Genomic DNA, 21,849 nt, shown 5'->3' on the forward strand with positions numbered 1-21,849 from the left:
CCAGATACTCAACAAGTACCCGTTCAGCTTCTGTTACAAAAAAACAATGGGTGTTCCCAAAAACTTATGAATAACATAAAGCAAGGCGGCAAAGTCAGCCACTAGCTCTTTCTTTGCCGCCTTGCTTTAATTTTGCCTCATCTCAGGTTATAACCAATACCCCTCTTTCAAATATTATTGCCATTGAATTAAGCCCTGCTATCATGCGGACCTCGTGTCTCGCCCTTTCTAAAACAAGCATTCCTTCGTACTATCTCCCACAGTTTCTGCCTGCAAAGTTCCCTGATCGTTCGCCGCAGTGCCAATAATCAATTTAAATACGGCAGACGTCTCATTCCCCCTCGTATCCCTCATCGTAATCCGCACATGGATTGTGCCGCTAAAACCAGTTGGCGGCTGACCGTAGAACCGGACTGCCTGCGGATCGAAACTAAGCCACGACGGCAGCGGCTGACCATTCGACTGTAATGCCGTTAATTGCATCGTTTCATCTGTTAAAGGTAAAGTGTCTCGCGGCACTGTCACATCAATTTGTCTTCCGTTAGGAACGACGATGTCCGCCTTAGGAAGAACTACTGTCAAGTCAATCCCTTGTTTGGGCACTACATAAGATTTCACGTTTATGCTATGGCTGACCGGGTTCATGCTTGCATCATCAGTATGGCTGTCATTTGCTGTAACAATTGCCCCGTTATAGTGATCCGATTGTGGTTCTGTTGGTACCTGGGTTGGTATTGCAGTGATTACACCGCTGTTATTGTCCACCGTAGTCACAATGTAGTTGTTGCCTCCATTGCCGTCGCTTAACGTATATCCGCTAACCGTCAATGTTTTGTTTATACCAACAGCTTGATCCGTATAGACTTCACTTAGGTTTGTCACCGTGTCTCCTGTTTGCAGTCCGCTTACCTTTGGTATGCCTGACACGCCAGTCGTGCCATCATAGACCTTGGTATTAGCTGTCGCCGTGACGGTCAGAGTTGCTTTGTCAATGACTCCGACATTACCGCTCACACTGGAGGCAACAGTGTAGTTATCTGCATCGCCACCACTAAGTGTTATGCCATCTGCTGTTACGTTCTTGCCGCTGCCGGCGTTTTTATCGTTATAGCTGCCCTGGGTATTTGCTACATTCACGCTGTCACCTATTACTACGCCGTTTAGGCTGTAGTTGCTGCTGTTCAGCGTGGCGGTAGTTTTGCCGTCGTAAGTTTTCTTCACTGTACCAGTTAAAACTGCCGTCAGCGGCGCTTGGTCAATAACACCAACGTTACCGTTCACACTAGCACCTATGGTGTAGTTACCTGCATCGCCACCGCTTAGTGTTATGCCATCTACTGCTACGTTCTTGCCGCTGCCGGCATTTTTATCGTTATAGCTGCCCTGGGTATTTGCTACATTCACGCTGTCACCTGTTACTACGCCGTTTAGGCTGTAGTTACTGCTGTTCAGCGTGGCGGTAGTTTTGCCGTCGTAAGTTTTCTTCACTGTACCAGTTAAAACTGCCGTCAGCGACGCTTGGTCAATAACACCAACGTTACCGTTTACACTAGTACCTATGGTGTAATTACCCGCATCGTCGCCACTCAGACTGAGTCCGTTCACAGTTACGTTCTTGCCGCTGCCGGCGTTTTTATCGCCATAAGTGCCGTTAGTCGCAGTGACAAGTGCTACCGCATCGTTGCCTATCACTCCGTTTAAGCTGTAGTTACCGCTGTTCAGCGTGGCTGTAGTTGTGCCGTCGTAAGTTTTCTTCACTGTACCAGTTAAAACTGCCGTCAGCGGCGCTTGGTCAATAACACCAACGTTACCGTTCACACTAGTACCTATGGTGTAATTACCCGCATCGCTGCCGCTCAGACTGAGTCCGTTCACAGTTACGTTCTTGCCGCTGCCGACGTTTTTATCGCCATAATTCCCGTTAGCCGCAGTGACAAGTGTTACCGCATCACTGCCTATCACTCCGTTTAGGCTGTAGCTACTGCTGCTCAGCGTGGCCGCAGTCGTGCCATCGTAAGTTTTCTTCACTGTACCTGTTAAAGCTGCCGTCAGTGGCGCTTGAGTAATATCTCCGCTAATTGTACCATTAAGAGTTCCGTCAAAGTTATAACCGTATACTGCCTTTCCGATGAGATCGTTTACTCCGCTTAGAGTAGCCGTGCCATTAATCGTCACTGTCTTGCCGCTGCCGACATTTTTATTGTCGTAAGTCCCTGACACGCTCCCCCCTGTCCCAGTCGCACCACTAAGACCGCTAAGCTGAAAATTGGCCGCAGTCAGCGCCGCAGATGGTGTACCATCATAAATCTTGGTAACCGTGCCGGTAAGCGTAGCCGACAAATTCAGCGGACTAGCGTAGATAAAACCATTGCCGCTGTACGACGGCGTCACCCCAGAAGCATATGCCGTGTTATATAAACTAAAGTCATGGTCTAGTTCTAGTCCGCCTGTCACGTTTCCCGCCGGACTGCTGGAATAAATCAGCCAGCGTTTACCTGAAGTGGTGCTGACGGCATTTGCACCGCCATTATTGATAAAGTTTCCTCCGCTCGCTACCAACGTAGCATTACCGCCAGCTTGAATAGTAGTTCCAACATCCATCTGAATACCAGTGCTTGTTGCTGTACCACCTGTACCATTTAGATAAACATTACTTTGCTGCGATGAGATAACACCGCCTATAGAAATCCCCTCATTACTACTTGTTCCTATACCACCTTTTCCAATAAGATTGATTTTTCCCTTACCTGAAGATTGAATAATAGCGGATGAACCAAGAACAATTCCATCATTATTAGACGCAGTTCCATTGCCACCTGCTCCGTTTAACTCAATATCTCCATCTACTGTCTTAACCGTTCCAGAAGCGATCCAGATACCAGAATTATCTGACGTCCCATTTCCACCAGTACCATTTATATTTATTTGGGCAGTACCACTTGACTCAATAGTACTGCTACCAGTTGTTACTAACCCAACGTTAGTACCTGTACTCCCTTGACCACCGATAACATCCAACGTAACATCACCTTCTACAGAAGCAATTCGGCTATTATCTATTTGCATTCCAAAGTTATCGTGAGTACCTTTACCGCCTATGCCTGTGATTTTTACAATAGCATTCCCTATAGATTCAATATTTGCTCCAATTCTAAGCATGACACCGTGGTTTCCTACCCCCGTCCCCTTAGAAGTACCATTGATGATAAGACTACCGTCCTTTACTTGCACTCGCCCGCTATTATTGACACATATACCGAAATTAGCATCTGTACCAGGTCCACCAATACCGTCAAGAACAACCTTTCCATTCCCTGTACTTTTTATCAATCCTGCAGTTACTTCAACACCATAATTGTTGTCTAAAGTACCGCGACTCTCTCCGGTTATAGTAATATCACCATTCATTGTCTGTACAACACCACAAACTATTACGCCTCCACTGTAATTTCCACCAATCTTTCCCACCCCATTGAGAATAATGGAACCGTTACCTGTGCTTTGCAGCAAACTATTAATTCCAACGACAATTCCTTTATCCGTTCCATTGGCAGTTACGCCTGTAATAGTGATATCGCCCCCACCGGCATCTATTACAGCTCCACTACCACTGTTACCAATCTGTACATAGCCATCCTGACTGCCACCAAGGATTCCAGACCTAATGATGACATTTCCTCCCTGTGTGTAAATCTTACTATTATCAGCCATTTTTAAATAGGTGGAATCCGTGTCAAAAATTCCTGAAGCTGCTGTCTCACTATGATTTTTCACATTCACATTTCCATTATTAGTTATTATAATTCCGCTGCTACCTAACTCAACTGAGTGGCCAGCATCAAGTGTCACATCTGCATTTCTACCTGCATTGATGGCCGCATTGACGTTAATATTATGAAAAGCAGTTAAGGTTAAGCTTTTTCCGCTTGTCCAAGTTACATCATTGGCAATGGTGATATCACCAATTCCACTACTATCTGTCTGAAGTGTCATATTTGCCGAATTGAGCTGGTTCGCTAGGTCGGTTGTGTTATATACATTGCCACTGGTTGCTGATGTGCTTATGATATATTCTCCAGGATCTAATAGCATGTTGCCTGTTATACCCTTGTTTGCAGTAAGGTTCGTTAATCCCCTGTAGAGTAGTGTCTTTTTGCCTGATACTTCTACATTGCCGCCATCACCGCTATTGGCCCCGCCTTTGGCGGAGATGTTGCCGTAGTAGTTCGTGGTATCATTAGCCCAGACTACTACTTTGCCACCGTTTCCTCTTGTTATCGCATCGGCGTTGATGGTCACATTCTGTCCAACTGTTGTGTTGGTGGCGTTTTCTTCTGTCACTTTTCCTTGGTAGTTGCCGCCGATAAGGATGGTGCCGCCGCCCTTATCGCCGCTGGCGTTTAGCTTGGCATTGTCAGTGAGGAGCACCGTCTCGCCCAGCACTTTTACTGTGCCGCCCGTTTGTCCTGTGACGTTGCCCGAAGCGTCGAGTGTGCCGCTATTGGTTACCGTGCCGCCTTCCAGGCGGATAATACCGTTTTGATTACTCACGCTTTTTGCCTGAATGATGCCGCTGTTACTGACGACTGTTTTTAAGAGAGCATCTTTGGCACCAGTAGTCATAATGACGGTACCGCCGTCTGCCTGAATAAGGTTGTGATTGGTAACACTGGTGTTCATAGCCGCTTGATCGACTGCCAGATTTAGCAGGCCGTCGCCGTTCATGTCCAGCGTGATCCGGCTGCCTGCTCCTAAGGCCACCGTGCCTTGTTTGGCAGCGATGACACCTTGGTTTTTAACTTCTGACCCGAGTAGAGCCACATAGCCATTGGCTGCGTTGATGGTTCCATTATTAATAACACTACCGCCGCTGCCTCGGAAGCTGTAGTTCCCGGCGTTAAAGTCACTATCGGCGATATTCAATGTGGAGGCCAGCAGGCCGCCAACGTTGACTTGAGCGCCGGGTGCGAATAAGACGCCGTTCGGATTGATGAGGAAAACTTTGCCGTTGGCGGAAAGAGTGCCATAGATGGTCGTGGGGTTACTGCCAATAACCCGATTTAAGACCACGGAATTAGTCCCCGGCTGGATAAACTGCGTTTTTTCACCGGCACCGATACTAAAGTTCTGCCAGTTGATCCCCATTTTGTCAGTGGTCTGAGTAATAATCATGTTATTACCGTTCTGAGTAATAACACCCGCACCGGTAGTAACCGTACCACCGCTAGGGTTAGCATAGCCGGTGCTATAGACACTAAAGGACAGTGTCGCCGCCGCTAGCGATGTCAATATAAATTTTGAAACAGTGCGTTTCCACTGTCGACGCCATCTTCTTTGCATGACCTTACCTCCTAGAAATACTTCACGCCCTGTAGCCAGAAACGTCCACTTTTATCAATATCTGATGTCGCCAGACTCTTACTAATCTTCCATGCGTAATCCAAACGAATCGAATAATCGCTTGCCCGATTCCAGATGAAGCCAACTCCCGCACCGGTAAGACTGCGCGTATTTGCCGATGTGTCCCAGGGATTTTTGTTGAGAGTCACTCTGCCATTATCGATGAAAGCCGCTAACTGGAAACTAGGCGTCGGCATGTCCCAACGGAATTCACCGGTCATTAAATAACCTTCATCGCCAGAGGCCTCACCCTGAGGGTAGGCCCGTACGCCGTTCGCACCGCCAAGATAAATTTTTTCCGATGAGTCGAGGTTTTTATTAGCCAACTGTCCGGTAAAGGACAAATGCAAGTTCAACCGATCGGTAACATGTTGCACCCGGTAAAGGCTGAGATTGGTTTTGTTGTAGCTGCCAGCGGTTTTGGCTGTGACATCCTCACTTTTTGCATCTGCCGATTCCATGCTCAGGTGACCCTGGGAGTAGGTGAGAGCAAAACTGTTGACACCGCCGCTACCGAAACTATCACGGCTGTCACCATTCAAACCAAGCATCCAAACACCAGCCCGTTTATCTGATACATAGCCGACGGCATCCTTGCGGTCAAACAATTGTTTACGGTCATAGCCGATATGGCCATTTAAGTTAAAACTCCGGGAACGGTTAAGTACGAATGTTTCATAGATACTGCTGGTTTTAGCAATACCATTGGCATTCAAACCAGCGAATTCGCCGCCTAGCAAGTAGTGCATATGGGAATAGCCCACCCCGAGTTTGGCGCCTTGTCCACCAGTAGGCACGAGATAAGAGAGGGTACAGTCGTTCATGTCTGCTCCACTGGTTAGTAAGCCGCCAATGCTGGCCATGTCGCCGTTGCCGCTTAGATTATTGATGTTCATATTGAAGCCGACTCTTGTCTGTCCGGTAAAACGGTTGCCGTAGTTGTCGGTATAAAACTGGCCGTTCGTTTTAGCGGCATCATTGACTTCGACAATGAGATCAGATGTTCCCGGGGCCGCCCCTGGAACAAGGGTGGCCTTGGCACCGACGCCGTTGGTATCACTTAGACGCAGGAGTGTCCGCTCAAGTGATTCGCTTTGTATGTAGTCGCCGCTTTTGAGACTGCTCAGTAGGATGGTTAAGTTGCTCTGATTTAGTGCCGAATGATTACGGACGTCGATCTTGCCGTACTGACCGATGACAACAGCAATTTCCACTACGCCGCCCTTTATGTCTTGAGCGGGAATCACCGCATTGGCGAGAAAGTAGCCCTGAGCATGAAAGTATTTGCTAATCCGACCAGCGAGAGTTTCCAGTTGTCCCAAGGTAAGCTGCTTGCCCAACGCGTCGCTAATAAGGGACAACAGCTTGTCCTCGCTATATATATTCTGACCAGTAATATGAATCCCGCCAACCATGATTTGAGGTCCGCCGGTAGCGGGGACGGAAGTCTGTTGCTTAGAATCGACTTCGATACGTGGAACTGATTGTTCCACAGGCACCAGCTTGTGTTCCCCCAACCCACTGATAGTTGTACCCGCGTCAGGTCGTTCAGCAGAAAAAGCAGGGCCAGTCAGACATAGTAACGTTACAAAAATAATAAGTTGACTACCGCGTTGCCATACATTCTTTGTCATAAATTCTCCTCTTACTATAGTTGGCAATTAAGAAAGTTCAAACTACAAACAGCAAACCTTTTAAGAAAAATCAACAAAAAATTGCCATGGCTGTAACGAAATAAACTTAAATCGTTGCAACCTGGCAATCATCAGTCACCAATAAGTAGACTCTTAGACCCATAGCTTTGCGTCCTTGCCTTTCAACAAGTTTGCCAATATAAACTTTATAATGTAATTCTCCACTAATGTTAATTTCGTTAATCCGTATAAAAAAATTAATAGAGACAAAGTCCCTATTAATGACTTAATTCGACATTTATTGTACAATAGGATATCTTCCATTGCACAATAAAATTGATTCAAATAATCCGTAGCTATTTAATATGACCCGACTGCATAAGTTCCTAAATTTTTAAACCAAAAACTCTTCTTCTGTACAGCAGCAACAGCCTCAGCAATCACCGCATCATTCAACCTGCCTTCCATATCCAAAAAGAAAATATACCTGCCAAGTCCCGTGCGGGCGGGCCGGGATTCAATTCGCGTCAAATTGACATTGCGAATCGAAAATTCCTGCAAGATTTCACATAGACTGCCTGGTTTTTTACCATTGATTTCACAAACAATGGATGTCTTGCACGGACCGGCCGAACAAGTCTTTTGGGGTACCCGTTCCAAACGCACAAAGCGAGTACAATTCGTTAAATTGTCTTGTACATCGTGATTTACAATCGAAAGACCGTACTGTTTGGCAGCCTTCGCACTGCTAATAGCTGCCATTCTGCCTGTTCCTTCAGCAACAAGCCGCGCTGCCTCAGCCGTACTGTCAACAGGCTTAAACGAAACCCCCGGATAAAGTGTCTGTAAGACATGGCGACATTGGGCCAAAGCCTGAGGATGTGATAAAATCATCTCAATGGCCTCTGATTCTTGGTCCTGTTTGACAAGCAAATTATGCCGAATCGCTGCAACAAATTCAGCTGTAATATACAGATCTACTTCATGAGCTAGAATATCCAGTGTCACTGTCACCGATCCACCAAGAGAATTTTCGATGGGAACGATACTGGTATCAACTTCTCCCTTGGCTACAGCCCAAATGGCCGCGTCAATCGTTACAAAAGGTTTAAACTGCTGTTCATCACCGTCACATAGATGATGAGCTGCTTCTTCACTATACGTTCCCGCCGGACCAAGATAACCAATCAATGCCATCACTTTTCCTCCTCATTAAATGCAAGATAACAACTAAAAAAAGCCCTCATCCATAAAAGGACGAGGGCTTTAACTCGCGGTACCACCTTTGTTACTCGCCCTTACAGCGAGTCACTTTAAGAGTACAGGCCTTAGCCGATACTCCCCTTCTAGTAACAGTGAAGGTCTCTGTCGCTGCCTAATTTCAGCCGATTTCAGCGCGAAACTCCAAGGCGAACTTCCATGCAAGTCTTTCTGCCCGGTTCTCAGCAATCCCGGCTCTCTGTAAGCAAGCACCCTCACATGTACTTTTCCTCTTCATCATTTTTTATAGTAATTAATTTTTAATTACTATACCACGTTATAAGATTACAAACAAGTCTTATTATTTATTTTTTCTACAAAATTTTGTAATATTTTTAAACCTTGCGGTGTCAAGACAGACTCCGGATGAAACTGTACGCCTTCTACGTCCAATTCTTTATGCTTTAGCCCCATAATCACACCATCCGAAGTTTGGGACGTGATTTCTAAACAATCCGGCAAAGATGCCCTGTCAACAATGAGAGAATGATAGCGTCCGGCAACAAAGGGCTGCGGCAGTCCTTTGTAAAGACCCTGCGCGTTATGCATAATACCAGAAACTTTACCATGCATAATTTCCCCTGCACGCACAACCTTGCCGCCATAGACTTCGCCAATTGTTTGATGTCCCAAACAAATTCCCAAAATAGGAACCTGACCGGCAAACTGCCTGATGACGTCGGGACAAATGCCACTGTCCGCCGGCGTACCGGGTCCAGGTGACAAAATAATGGCCTCCCACGATTGTTTGGCAAGTGCCGTGGCTGTCGTCTGATCATTGCGCACAACAGTCACTGTAAAGCCCAAATTGGCAACATATTGATAGACATTATAAGTAAAGGAATCATAGTTATCAATTAATAAGATCATTGGTCTTCTGCCTCCTCCATGACCTGAAACAGAGCCTGCCCCTTATCAAGGGACTCTTGATACTCTTTTTCAGGAATCGAGTCAGCCACAATGCCAGCACCTGTGCGGCTGATCATTTGGCCGTTTTCTACCATAAGCGTCCGAATGGCAATACAAGCATCAAGATTGCCCCGAAAATCAATGTAGCCAATGGCACCGGCATAAAAGCCCCGTTCATCTTGTTCAAGCTCATGAATAATTTCCATAGCCCGCACTTTCGGTGCGCCGCTTAATGTCCCGGCAGGAAAACAGGCGGTAAGCACGTCAAGCGCCGTATACTTCGGATCAAGCTGGCCTGTCACTTCTGAAATGAGATGCATGACATGGGAAAAGTAGCCCACTTCCAGCATTTTCACAACCTCAACTGTGCCAGGCAGACTGACGCGGCCAATGTCATTTCGTCCCAGATCAACAAGCATGGCATGTTCAGCTTTTTCTTTGTCATCAGCAAGTAACTCTTTTGCCAGCCGAGCATCTTGATCAGGTGTTTTCCCCCGTGGGCGAGTACCGGCAATTGGACAGGTCAGCACCTTGCTGTCTTCCACTTTTACCAACATCTCCGGTGAGGCACCCACAAGCTGGCGTTGACCAAAGTTGATATAAAACATATAAGGCGATGGATTCACTTGACGTAATCGCCGGTAAATGGCAAAGGGATGCTGATTTAATTCACGACAGAACTGCTGGGATAAAACGACTTGAAAAATGTCGCCGGCAGCAATATAGTCCTTGGCCTTGTTTACCATGTCAATATAATGGCCACGACTCGTTGTAGCTGTATCTGCACCTGACCTTTTTTTCTTACTTGCTTGCGAAGCATGAAATTCAGGAAATACAACCTTTTGTTCTAACCGACGGGCCACTGCATGAAGTTCATTTACGGCATTCTCATAAGCAGATTTTGCATCATTTTCTGCTGGATTTAATGCCAAATAGACCAAACGCGTTACATGCTTCACATGATCCATAATTATCATCACGCGGCAAAATAAATATTCGGCTACGATCATACCATCAGGAACCTTTTTACCGCGAATGCGCTCAAATGTCGTCACAGATTCATAGGTTTGGTAACCCACTGCCCCGCCAATAAAAGGCGGTAAATCCGTAAGAGGCGGAAAAGAATGCTGCTCAAAAAAGTTTTTGAGTACTGTAAGCGGCGGACCTGACAATGTCGTCTTTTTATTATTCTCCGTCAGTTCCGATTTCACACACTGTGCCGCAATCGACGCAAAAGGCTGGGCACCAATAAAGGAATAGCGACCAAAGTTTTTTTCTGTTGTGGCGCTTTCCAAAATAAAGCCCACGTCATCACCGACAATTTTATAATAGGCCGATATGGGGGTCTCCATATCGGTGGACAACTCTGCAAATACGGGAACAACGTTATAGTCTTGAGCCAGCTTACAAAACTCTTCTCCTGTCGAAAGAACCTTCATTATTAGACTTCCCCCTGTTCATCCAGTCCACAGCGAATCGACTGAATAAGACTGCGTACGCCTTCAACCCCTTGTTCACCAATTGCCTGAACAAGGGCACTCCCTACAATAACGGCATCAGCATACTGTGCTGCTTCTCGTGCTGACTCGCCGCTGCCTATTCCAAAACCAATCGCAAGAGGCACTTTGGTCGCCTGACGAACGGCAGTGATGACCTTAGCAATGGCGCCGTAATCAACATGACGCACACCCGTGACGCCTGTCGTTGAAATGCAATAAATAAATCCTGAAGCCTTTTGACATACCATCTGTATGCGATCAGGTGTTGTCGTTGGCGCGGCAAAATGAATGAAGTCCAATCCCACTGCCTTACAAGGGATATCAAATAAATCAGACTCCTCAGCAGGCACATCAGGCACAATGATGCCATCCAAACCAGCTGCTGAAAAATCAGCCATAAATTTTTCGATGCCTGCATGCAGAATAACATTCGCATAGGTCATGACAGCCAGAGGAATCGTTGACTGCTGACGAATTTGTCGAATGAGTTCCAGCGTTTTTCCCGTCGTAGCACCCGCTTTGAGCGCCTGAGTGGAAGCCTTTTGAATGACCGGACCATCCGCCATGGGATCGGAAAAGGGAATACCTAATTCGATCATATCAGCTCCAGCCTCTTCTGCCGCCTTGACAGCCTGCAATGTTGTTTCATAGTCAGGATAACCGGCACTCAAATACACAATAAGACCTTTGCGTTTTTTTGCTTGAAGTTCTGTAAATTTTCCCGTTATGCGTGACATGATAGTCCCTCCTTCATAATATTTGCCACATGCTGTACGTCTTTATCACCCCGGCCTGACAGACAAACGACAACAACCTCACCAATCTGAGTCTTGGGCATCAATTCTTCCAAATAAGCTAAAGCATGAGAACTTTCTAACGCCGGAATAATTCCTTCTATTTTTGCCAACCGTTCAAAAGCAGCCAGCGCGGCTTCATCCGTAACGGCATGATAAGAAGCAATGCCGCTATCTTTAAAGTAGGAGTGCTCTGGTCCCACACCGGGATAATCGAGGCCGGCTGATACAGAATAAGCCGGTATAACCTGACCATCCTCGTCTTGCAGCAAATAACTAAAAGCACCATGAAGTATGCCTGGACTACCTAATGTCAGTGAAGCCGCATGAGCTGAAGTGGAAAGTCCTCTTCCGGCGGCCTCCACTCCCAGCTTTTGCACATCCTTTTCATGACGAAAAGCATAAAAAAGTCCCATGGCATTACTGCCGCCGCCCACACAAGCCACAAGATAACGCAGTTTTGCATCCACAAGCTGCGTAACCTCCTGCTTCACTTCTTCACCAATGACGGCCTGAAAATCTCGGACAATCATGGGATAAGGGTGAGGACCCACAACAGACCCGATAATATAATGCGTATCAGAGACATGCGTAGCCCAGTAGCGAATGGCCTCACTTGTAGCATCCTTGAGTGTGCCTGTGCCGCTTGTAACAGGCACGACATCGGTGCCTAACAGCCTCATCCGAAAAACATTCAGTGCCTGACGTTCTATATCTTCAGCCCCCATAAATACTTTGCATTTCATCCCGAACAGCGCCGCCACCGTTGCACAAGCCACACCATGCTGTCCGGCACCTGTTTCAGCCACAATTTGCTTTTTGCCCATGCGCCTGGCAAGCAAAGCCTGCCCTAAAGCATTATTAATCTTATGAGCGCCAGTATGAAGCAAATCTTCGCGCTTTAAATAAATTTTTCCACGGCCATAGTGCTCTGTCAATTGTTTGGCAAAATACAGCCGCGTAGGCCGACCGGCATATTCATTAAAATAAGCATGTAGTTCCTGTTGAAAAGAATCATCTTTCTTTAATTCTTCGTACTTTTCTTCCAGTTCAATTAAGGCTGGCATTACCGTCTCAGGCACAAATTGACCGCCATATGGACCAAATCTTCCTCGTTTATTGGACATCTTTCTTTCCCCCTGTTTCCGTTATTTTTAATGCAAATTCCTGTGTCTGCTGCGCAATATTCTTGGCTGTAACAAGCCCTTCACCAACAAGAATGCCTCTAAGTCCGGCATTTTTTAGCAGCTTTGCATCGCGACCTGTTTTCACACCACTCTCGCTAATCATAAGCCTTCCTTCACGGCAATAAGGCCGCAGCTTAAAAGTTGTCTCAATATGAGTAGTAAAGGTATTTAAATCGCGATTATTTATCCCGACAATCCTGGCATCCAGTTGATTGACTCTTTCCAGTTCTACCTGACTATGAACTTCAAGTAAACAGTCCAAACCCAATTCATGGGCTATATCAATAAAGGATCGTAACTGATCATCATCAAGGACGGCGGCAATAAGCAAAATACAGTCGGCACCTGCAGCACGTGCTTCATAAATTTGATAAGGATCAATCATAAAATCTTTGCGCAAAATCGGCAAGCTGCTGACGGCGCGAACGTCGGCAAGATCAGCCAGCTTGCCGCAAAAATGCGGGTCTGTATGAACAGATAAGGCTCTAGCACCGTTTTGCTCATAAATCTGTGCTAATTCCGGCACAGAGTGCTTCGTACATAAGCGCCCTTTGGCAGGTGATGCCAGCTTACATTCGGCAATCAGCGCCCAGTCCGTCCCCCTTAACGCCCGACTAAAAGCAAATGTACCCTGTTCGAGAACTTCCATAAGCTCGGCTAGCGGCCGCTGTTCCTTGTCCCTTTGTACCTGGGCATATTTTTCCTGAACAATGTGTTTCAGCATCTTTAAACAACTCCTTCACTTTGCCGAACGGCCTGAACAAACTGCCGAATCTTCTCGCTATCTTTGCGGCCGCCTGTTTCCACGCCGCCTGATACATCAACGCCTTGCGGCTTCATCAGGCGAATCGCTTGCCCCACATTGCCGGACGTCAATCCTCCGGCAACAAGAACAGGTTGCCGAATCTGAGCGATGAGAGCCGCTCCCTGCTGCCAATCAAAAACTTTCCCTGTTCCGCCAACTTGGTCAGCAACAAGTGTATCTAGCAAAATTCGCTCCACATCATAATCGGCAATTTGAGAAACATCAAAATTCTCCCCCACTTGAAAAGCCTTGATTATAGGAATGCCCACGTCCCGACAATAATCAGGTGATTCTTCCCCATGCAATTGCACAAAATCGAGCTTACATACTTCAGCAATTTCCTGAACCTCTGCCAAGGGGCTATTCACGAAAACACCCACTTTACCAACTTTCGAAACTGACTGAGCGATCCTTGCCGCCTGACTGACTGAAATTTTCCGTCGACTGGGAGCAAAAACAAAACCAATGAGATCAGCACCCATTTTCTCAGCAATTACTGCTGCCTCCAAGGATGTAATACCACAAATTTTTACAATCATTGTAAACCTGCTTGACACTTTTGGCTAAAGACTTTGAGTTCTTCCAATTTTCCCAGGGCTGCCCCGCTATCAATGCTATGTGCAGCCACGACCAAACCATCGGCAAGATTGTTTGCCTGATCGGCTACAACCAGACCTGCCGCCGCATTCAGGAGAACAACATCTCGTTTAAAACCCGGCTGTCCCTGCAAAATAGCCAAGGTAATTTTCGCATTTTCTTCAGCTGTTCCGCCCTGGTAAACGTCCTTTTCGCCTACAGTAAAGCCATAATCAGCAGGGTCAATCACATAGGTCGTGATTGCTCCTTGATTCACCTCAGCAACTTGTGTCGGAGCCTGCGTCGATATTTCATCTAATCCATCGTGGCTGTGCACAACCATAGCCCGTTTCACACCCAATGCGACCAAAGCTTCTGCCGTTTTTTGCGTCAAATCCTTGTTATAAACGCCTAAAATTTGGCGATTGGCCTTGGCAGGATTCGTTAAGGGGCCTAATAAATTAAACACCGTGCGAAAACCCAATTCTTTGCGCGGTCCGGCAGCATATTTCATGGCTTTATGAAAAGTAGGAGCATACAAAAATCCCATATGAATCTCCCGAATGGCCTGAGCCACAACATCTGGCGCTAAATCGACGGCTACGCCTAAGGCCGCCAGCACATCGGCACTGCCGCAGGAGCTTGATACACCCCGATTGCCATGTTTAGCAATCCTTACTCCAGCACCCGCTAATACAAAAGCCGTTGTTGTGGAAATGTTAAACGTTCCGGCCTGATCGCCCCCTGTGCCACACGTATCAAGCAAATCGCCGCTACAATCGAGGGGTTCGGCCTGATTACGCATCGTCTCGGCAAATCCAGCTATCTCAGTACTTGTTTCTCCCTTCATGCGCAGTGCCGCCAAAAAGGCACCTATTTGGGCCGTGCTCGCCTGCCCAGACATGATGGTAAGCATCGCCTGCTGCGCCTCGGCGCGCGAAAGATCTTCACCTGCAACAACTCTACCTAGAAAACTCTTAAACATAACCCTCGCCTCCTAAAAATAAAAAGAAGCATTTCAACCCCTGAAAGGGGCGAAATGCTTCGCTGTACCACCCTAATTTGGAAAACCAAAGGCTTTCCCTCATTTCAAGTACGGGACAAAAAGTCCGATACCCTAGCCTGTTAACGGAGGCAACCGGTTCCGCCTACTTGCATATGCTTTCGGAGAACACTCACAGGTCCATTCCATAAGTTCGCTAGGCCGGTCATCACACCTCCGAGGTTACTCGGTCACCGACTCGCTGATCCAGCATTCACCTATTTACTCGTCCTGATCACAGCTTTAATTATGAATTTAACAAAATAAAAAGAATCATTCTTCACCCTCACAAGGGGCGAAAATGATTCGCTGTACCACCCTAATTCGAAAAGCCCGAAGCTTTTCCTCATTTTCAAGTACGGGATAAAAATCCGATACTCTAGCCTGATAACGGGTGCAACCGTTTCCGCCTACTTGCCTACGCTTTCGGGGAACACTCGCGGGTCCATTCAAAGTGCTCTTTGGTCCGATCATTACACCTCCGAGAAGACTCGGTCACCGGCTCGCTGTTCCAAAGTTTACATTTTTACTCGTCCTGCTCACAGTTTTTAATTAATTTGTAATCTAAAATCAGTGTAACCTTTACGTTTATCTTTGTCAATACTTTTTTTGTTACGCTGTAAAGAGCTTCGCTAAAAAATAGGCGGCACTAGCAGCAACACCACCAATAAAGGTCGTTTGAGCAGCACTACTCCAGGGTTTATTTCCCACAAAACGCCCTTTAATATAACCGAATACAAATAATGCCATAAGCGTCACAACAACGGAAAACTTTAAAGCCTCCTGGCCGCTATCAAGAATCATATAAGGCAGCAGGGGGATGACACCGCTTGCTGCGTAAGATCCGGCAATGGTTGCTGCACTTTTTACAGCCCGCTTTGGGTCTGGTTCTTCCAATCCCAATTCAAACTTCATCATAAAGTCAACCATAACTTCAGGATTCTTCCTGAGTTCCATCACAACAGACCGACTCGTTTCAGACGAAATAGTATAGGAACTGAATAAGTCGATAATTTCCTGTTCTTCATCAGCCAACCGATACTTTGTCTCATGTTGCTCGCGCAGACGTTCACTCGCATAGTGTTCACCTTCCCCGCGGGCTGCCAAATAACCGCCAAGGCCCATAGAAATAGAACCGGCAGCAATTTCAGCCAGGCCAGCCGTCACGACAATACCCGTAACAGCCACGGCACCGGATAGTCCGGCAGCAAGAGCAAAAGGTACCGTAAGTCCATCGGACATACCAAGGACAATATCTTTGACAAGTTCAGAAGCAGTGAAATGATTTTCTTGATGCTCTTCTTCCATCTATCCTAAAGCCCCCTTCCCTTAATCAATGCCTATTTCTTCATCCGTCAAATAGCAGGCTGGATCGGATCCCCAAAAGTCGCCTGTTACAGCTTCAGCCCGTGAACGAAAATTTCCATTACAAACAGATAGCCATTTGCACTGACTACAGCGTCCTTTTAGTAAGGACTGACGATGTTTAAGACCAGAAAGAACAGGTTGGGACATATCCGTCCATATTTCACCAAACGGGCGCTCACGGACATTGCCCAAAATATAATTTTGAGTAAATTGATCAGGATGAACATTGCCTAGTGGGTCGACATTAGCAAAAGCAATACCTGAACGATTTCCCCCGTTGCGATTCATCAATTCCCATATTTTCGCCGCCCGAAGGGGATCTTTCTTCAATTGTCGTAAATAGAGATAAACAATATCCGCATGATTATCGACAGTCAAGATCTCACAGGCCGACCCGAATTCCACCGTTTTTTCCATAATCAAATCAAGAGCTGCCCGTGATTCATCATGACTCACATCATTCTCCATCATATGAGCAGCCCTGCCAGAATAAACGAGATGATAAAAACAGACGCGTGGAATTTGTTCCTCTTTAATTAAATCAAAAATGTTTTCTAAATCTCCGTAATTATAGCGATTGATCGTAAAGCGCAGTCCCACTCGCTGTCCTACAGCCAAACAGTGACGAATTCCACTAAGAGCCTGTTCGAAGGCACCTATCTTGCCGCGAAAATCATCATTAGCTTTGCCAAGTCCATCCAAGCTAATGCCGACATAACCTACGCCAAGATCTTTTATTTTCTGCGCCATGTCTCGATCAATCAGTGTCCCATTGGTAGAAAAAGTCACGCGAATCCCTTGTTTCTTCGCATGCTGTACAAGTTCAAATACATCCGGTCGAATCAGCGGTTCACCACCAGAAAATAGTAAGACAGGTACCTTAAATACCGCACAATCATCAATAAACCGAAGAGCTTCAATTGTAGACAACTCGCCATTATATAACTGGGCATCTGAATCGGAATAGCAGTGAAGACATTTTAAATTGCAAGTTCGCGTAATATTCCAGGCAATAACAGGTCCAATTCCCTTAGCAGTCCCATGAATCTGCCCCTTTGATGCCGATGAATACCTCAGACTATCACCATAGTTTTGCGTATCACATAATAGTTTGCTGACACCGATCATCATCTCAACTTCTTTCCTAACTATAATTATCACTCAATTTGTAATCATTATATCATTCCGAACAAAAATTAAAAATCAAAACGAGTTACATCTACTCCCAATATCGACCTACGATCTATAAAAACTCTTAAGAGCTAAAAATTTACTTTCTTATATTTATAAGAAAAGCTAGAATTTTCGCGTTCTTACGCCATCCTAGCTTCTTTCTATGCATTATTGGTACATTGTATTTCGTTTTCAGAAACAAGAATCTTTATTTTTTTATAGCCTTTTTGGGCATTGCTGTCAAAATAATTTGCTGATCTTTGACAGTTGTTGTTAACTTAAAATCCACAATGCCCTGCTTATACAAATTGACTTTCAGTTCCAACAAAGCTTTGCCAATTTCTTCTTTCAACTCAGGTGTAAAAAATGACTGAACACCCTTTTCATCGGATTTCACACCTCGCTGAACCGGGTGTGATTCCGTCTGTCCATCGACCATATTTTCAAACGATGAGTCTTCCTGCCAATTAGCAAACATCTCCGAATCGCTACGATCTTTTTGAATTTTTCCCATTTTCCTATCCTCCTGAAATTCTCACATTTCTACTGTTAGTGTAAAGAGTGATACGAAGAAAGTCAATTGAACAAATTTTTGCACGGATCATGAATACAGTATGTTTACGCCTAGTGCCTTGTAACAGAATAAAATATATGATAACGTAACAATTAGTGTAACAATGAACTTGTTCAGCTAAAGCGGAACATTGCCTAAAGACCGATTTTATTAAATTTTGCGCATAAAAGCAGGGGGAATCAAATTGAGTAGAATTAAAACCGTTTTAGTTGCCAATCGAGGGGAAATTGCCATTCGTGTTTTTCGGGCCTGTAGTGAACTCAATATTCGAACGGTCGCCATTTATTCTAAAGAAGACATTTTTTCTTTGCACCGTTACAAAGCCGATGAAGCCTATCTGGTCGGGGCAGGAAAGAAACCGACTGAAGCTTACCTTGATATTGAGAGCATTTTAACAATCGCCAAAGAGCATGGTGTCGATGCCATTCATCCTGGCTATGGCTTTTTATCAGAGAACAGCCTACTTGCCCAGCGCTGTGAAGAAGAAGGTCTTATCTTCATTGGACCAAAAACACGCCATTTGCATATGTTTGGCGATAAAATCAACGCCCGCCAACAGGCACTAGCCGCAGGCATCCCCGTAATTCCGGGCAGTGAAGGTCCGATAAACACACTTGAAGAATTAAAAAGTTTTGTAGACGAATTCGGCTATCCTATCATTATTAAAGCCTCTTCAGGTGGTGGCGGCCGCGGCATGCGCATTGTCCGCACAACAGCCTCCCTGACTGAAGCCGTTCAGCGAGCTAAGTCGGAAGCCAAAACTTCCTTTGGCAATGATGAAATCTATGTGGAAAAACTGCTCGAACATCCTAAACACATCGAAGTCCAAGTACTAGGCGATACCTACGGTAATCTTGTCCATTTATATGAAAGAGACTGCTCAGTACAACGCCGTCACCAGAAAGTCGTAGAAATTGCCCCGTCCTTATCCTTACCTGAAGAACTGCGTCTTGAAATTTGTGCAGCAGCCGTAAAATTAATGAAAAATGTCGGTTATATCAGTGCAGGCACGGTAGAATTTCTCGTTACACCGGATCACAAATTTTATTTTATTGAAGTCAATCCCCGTGTTCAAGTGGAGCACACCATTACAGAACAGATTACAGGTATCGACATCATTCAGTCCCAAATTTTAATTGCCGAAGGTCATTCCCTCCATGATGAAGAAGTCGGCATTCCTGAGCAAGAAAAGATTCTTTGCAATGGTCATGCCATTCAGTGCCGCATCACTACCGAAGATCCGGCGAATAATTTTTTACCTGACACAGGAAAAGTCATGGCTTATCGCAGCGGCGGCGGGTTTGGCATCCGCCTTGATGCAGGCAATGCCTTCCAAGGCTCAGTGATTACGCCATTTTATGATTCCCTGCTTGTCAAACTTTCTACGTGGGGACTCACACACAAAAGCGCCATTGCTAAAATGCTGCGTGGCTTAGGTGAATTTCGAATTCGTGGTATTAAAACAAATATTTCCTTTTTGGAAAATGTCGTCAAACACGATCAATTTCTTCATGGAACCTATGACACCTCCTTTATTGATACATCGCCAGAGCTATTTATTTTCCTCACTCCACAAGACCGGGGTACTAAACTACTAAGCTATATTGGAAACATTACAGTAAACGGTTATGATGGCATGATCAATAAAACAAAACCATCCTTCACCATTCCGCGGTTTCCCAGAACCATTCCAAACAAAATTTCTCAAGGCACCAAGCAGATTCTTGACAGTCAAGGTCCTGATGGCCTAGTGAAATGGATCAAAGAGCAGCCTTCTGTTCTGCTTACTGACACAACCATGCGTGATGGCCATCAGTCACTGCTCGCTACTCGAATCCGCACAGCCGATATGCTGAAAATCATGGATCCCACAGCAAAAGTCATGGCTGATTACTTTTCACTTGAGATGTGGGGCGGCGCTACATTTGATGTGGCCCTACGCTTCTTAAAAGAAGATCCATGGGAACGGCTAAGCTTACTCAGAGAAAAGTGCCCGAATATTTTATTTCAAATGCTGCTACGCGCCTCAAATGCTGTCGGTTATAAGAATTACCCTGATAATGTGATCAAAAAATTCGTCACCAAATCAGCGGAAGCAGGTATGGATGTATTTCGGATTTTTGACAGTCTCAATTGGCTGGAAGGCATGAAAGTGGCCATTGATTGTGTGTGTGAAACAGGCAAAGTCGCCGAAGCGGCACTATGCTATACAGGCGATATTTTAGATCAGTCACGCACCAAATATGACCTTCAGTATTACGTCCGCATGGCAAAAGAATTAGAACAAGCCGGTGCCCATATTCTTTGCATCAAGGACATGGCAGGCCTACTGAAGCCAGAAGCTGCCTACGGCCTCGTCTCGGCCCTGAAAGACGCCGTAACCATTCCTATTCATCTTCACACACATGACACAAGCGGCAATGGTATCTATACTTACGCCCGTGCCATTGATGCCGGTGTCGATATTATCGATACCAGCCTGTCCGCCTTGGCTGGCATGACATCACAGCCAAGTGTCAACAGTTTATTTCATGCCCTATCTGGTCATCCACGTCAGCCAAAAGTAGACATCAACGGACTCAACGAACTCTCCCATTATTGGGAAGATGTACGAACTTTTTACCAAAATTTCGAGTCCCATATGTTATCCTCTAACGCTGAAATTTATGACCATGAAATGCCAGGCGGCCAATACAGCAATCTCAAACAACAAGCTAAAGCTGTCGGACTTGGCAGTCGCTGGACAGAAGTACAAACTATGTACAGTCAAGTAAATCAGATGTTTGGCGATATTATTAAAGTAACGCCTTCATCAAAAGTAGTGGGCGATATGGCCCTCTATATGGTCCAAAATCGTCTTACAGAAGATGATCTCTATGATCAAGGAGAAACACTGGATTTTCCAGACTCCGTCGTGGAATTTTTTGAAGGACAACTTGGGCAGCCCTATCAAGGATTCCCAAAAGAACTACAACGCATTATCTTACACGGCAAAAAGCCCTTTACCAAACGTCCAAGCGAGTTAATGGAAGCCTTTAATTTTGATCGTGCCCAAGGCATATTGAAAAATGCGCTAGAACGGCAGATTAACTGTGAAGATCTCCTCTCCTACGCCCTTTACCCCAAAGTATTTCTCGCCTATCAAAACTTTGTGAAAAAATATGGTGATATTTCACTGCTCAATACGCCAACCTTTTTTTATGGGCTTGTCCCGCGTGAAGAAATCAGAGTAGATATTGAAGAAGGAAAAACACTTGTCATTAAACTATTATCTGTAGGAGCTCCTCGTCCCGAGGGTACACGCGCTGTCAATTTTGAACTCAATGGCCTGCCCCGCCAAGTCATTATTAAAGATAACAACCTCAAAACAACGGTCATTACCAACAAAAAAGCCGAACAAGATAATCCTGGCCATCTGGGAGCAACTATGTCAGGAACAGTTGTAAAAGCATTAGTAACCAAAGGCGCTCGAATTAAAAAGGGCGAACCTCTCATGGTAACAGAAGCCATGAAAATGGAAACAACCATTCAGGCACCCTTTGATGGCTTTGTAAAAGAAGTTCATGCTGCTGACGGAGATGCCATTCAAACCGGCGACTTACTAATCGAAGTCAGTCCGGAAAAATAA

Annotated in this window: 14 protein-coding genes, 1 riboswitch and 3 other annotated features; of the genes, 1 reads left to right on the forward strand and 13 read right to left on the reverse strand. The window is 45.6% G+C overall.

What is annotated here, in order from left to right; all coding sequences use genetic code 11:
- Positions 1–228: 228 nt before the first annotated feature.
- From Ga0466249_RS16015 to Ga0466249_RS16075, 13 genes are all read right to left on the reverse strand, one after another.
- Complete coding sequence (locus tag Ga0466249_RS16015; protein ID WP_215830489.1) at positions 229–5,340, reverse strand: YDG domain-containing protein; 5,112 nt, start codon at positions 5,338–5,340, stop codon at positions 229–231.
- Positions 5,341–5,351: 11 nt separating this feature from the next.
- Positions 5,352–7,034 carry a ShlB/FhaC/HecB family hemolysin secretion/activation protein gene (locus tag Ga0466249_RS16020; RefSeq protein ID WP_215830490.1) on the reverse strand — a complete coding sequence of 561 codons (1,683 nt, stop codon included), beginning with the start codon at positions 7,032–7,034 and terminating at the stop codon, positions 5,352–5,354.
- 112 nt (positions 7,035–7,146) lie between these two features.
- A riboswitch (cyclic di-GMP riboswitch) is annotated at positions 7,147–7,240 on the reverse strand.
- A gap of 154 nt (positions 7,241–7,394) precedes the next feature.
- Entirely contained in the window at positions 7,395–8,231 is an 837-nt protein-coding gene (gene pheA / locus Ga0466249_RS16025) for a prephenate dehydratase (protein ID WP_215830491.1), read from the reverse strand.
- A 53-nt stretch (positions 8,232–8,284) separates the two neighbouring features.
- Positions 8,285–8,541: a binding site (T-box leader), on the reverse strand.
- A gap of 38 nt (positions 8,542–8,579) precedes the next feature.
- Positions 8,580–9,164 carry an anthranilate synthase component II gene (locus tag Ga0466249_RS16030; RefSeq protein ID WP_215830492.1) on the reverse strand — a complete coding sequence of 195 codons (585 nt, stop codon included), beginning with the start codon at positions 9,162–9,164 and terminating at the stop codon, positions 8,580–8,582.
- On the reverse strand, positions 9,161–10,642 hold the full coding sequence (gene trpE, locus Ga0466249_RS16035) for an anthranilate synthase component I (RefSeq protein ID WP_215830493.1): 1,482 nt from the start codon (positions 10,640–10,642) through the stop codon (positions 9,161–9,163). The genes Ga0466249_RS16030 and trpE overlap by 4 nt, the downstream gene beginning before the upstream one ends.
- A gap of 2 nt (positions 10,643–10,644) precedes the next feature.
- Positions 10,645–11,439 (reverse strand): tryptophan synthase subunit alpha, encoded by a 795-nt coding sequence (trpA, locus tag Ga0466249_RS16040; protein ID WP_215830494.1) that lies wholly within the window; start codon positions 11,437–11,439, stop codon positions 10,645–10,647.
- Positions 11,427–12,623: a tryptophan synthase subunit beta gene (gene trpB / locus Ga0466249_RS16045; RefSeq protein ID WP_215830495.1), complete on the reverse strand. Its 1,197-nt coding sequence runs from the start codon at positions 12,621–12,623 to the stop codon at positions 11,427–11,429. Before trpB ends, trpA begins: the two co-directional genes overlap by 13 nt.
- On the reverse strand, positions 12,613–13,407 hold the full coding sequence (gene trpC, locus Ga0466249_RS16050) for an indole-3-glycerol phosphate synthase TrpC (protein ID WP_215830496.1): 795 nt from the start codon (positions 13,405–13,407) through the stop codon (positions 12,613–12,615). Before trpC ends, trpB begins: the two co-directional genes overlap by 11 nt.
- Positions 13,408–13,409: 2 nt before the next feature.
- Positions 13,410–14,027, reverse strand: coding sequence for a phosphoribosylanthranilate isomerase (locus Ga0466249_RS16055; RefSeq protein ID WP_215830497.1), 618 nt, complete (start codon positions 14,025–14,027; stop codon positions 13,410–13,412).
- A complete protein-coding gene (gene trpD / locus Ga0466249_RS16060) occupies positions 14,024–15,049 on the reverse strand; it encodes an anthranilate phosphoribosyltransferase (RefSeq protein ID WP_215830498.1) in 1,026 nt (341 codons plus the stop codon). The genes Ga0466249_RS16055 and trpD overlap by 4 nt, the downstream gene beginning before the upstream one ends.
- Before the next feature lie 42 nt (positions 15,050–15,091).
- Positions 15,092–15,354 (reverse strand) — a binding site (T-box leader).
- 40 nt (positions 15,355–15,394) lie between these two features.
- Positions 15,395–15,658, reverse strand: a binding site (T-box leader).
- A 60-nt stretch (positions 15,659–15,718) separates the two neighbouring features.
- Positions 15,719–16,414, reverse strand: a complete 696-nt coding sequence (locus tag Ga0466249_RS16065) for a VIT1/CCC1 transporter family protein (protein ID WP_215830499.1) — start codon at positions 16,412–16,414, stop codon at positions 15,719–15,721.
- Positions 16,415–16,435: 21 nt separating this feature from the next.
- The gene (gene nirJ1, locus Ga0466249_RS16070) at positions 16,436–17,602 is read right to left on the reverse strand and encodes a putative heme d1 biosynthesis radical SAM protein NirJ1 (RefSeq protein WP_215830581.1); all 1,167 of its coding nucleotides are present in this window, start codon (positions 17,600–17,602) and stop codon (positions 16,436–16,438) included.
- Positions 17,603–17,855: 253 nt separating this feature from the next.
- The gene (locus Ga0466249_RS16075; protein ID WP_215830500.1) at positions 17,856–18,161 is read right to left on the reverse strand and encodes a hypothetical protein; all 306 of its coding nucleotides are present in this window, start codon (positions 18,159–18,161) and stop codon (positions 17,856–17,858) included.
- A 244-nt stretch (positions 18,162–18,405) separates the two neighbouring features.
- Between Ga0466249_RS16075 and pyc the strand changes: the two genes are divergently transcribed.
- Positions 18,406–21,849, forward strand: a complete 3,444-nt coding sequence (gene pyc / locus Ga0466249_RS16080; RefSeq protein WP_215830501.1) for a pyruvate carboxylase — start codon at positions 18,406–18,408, stop codon at positions 21,847–21,849.

The organism is Pelorhabdus rhamnosifermentans, assembly GCF_018835585.1.
Taxonomy (GTDB): Bacteria; Bacillota; Negativicutes; order UMGS1260; family UMGS1260; genus Pelorhabdus; species Pelorhabdus rhamnosifermentans.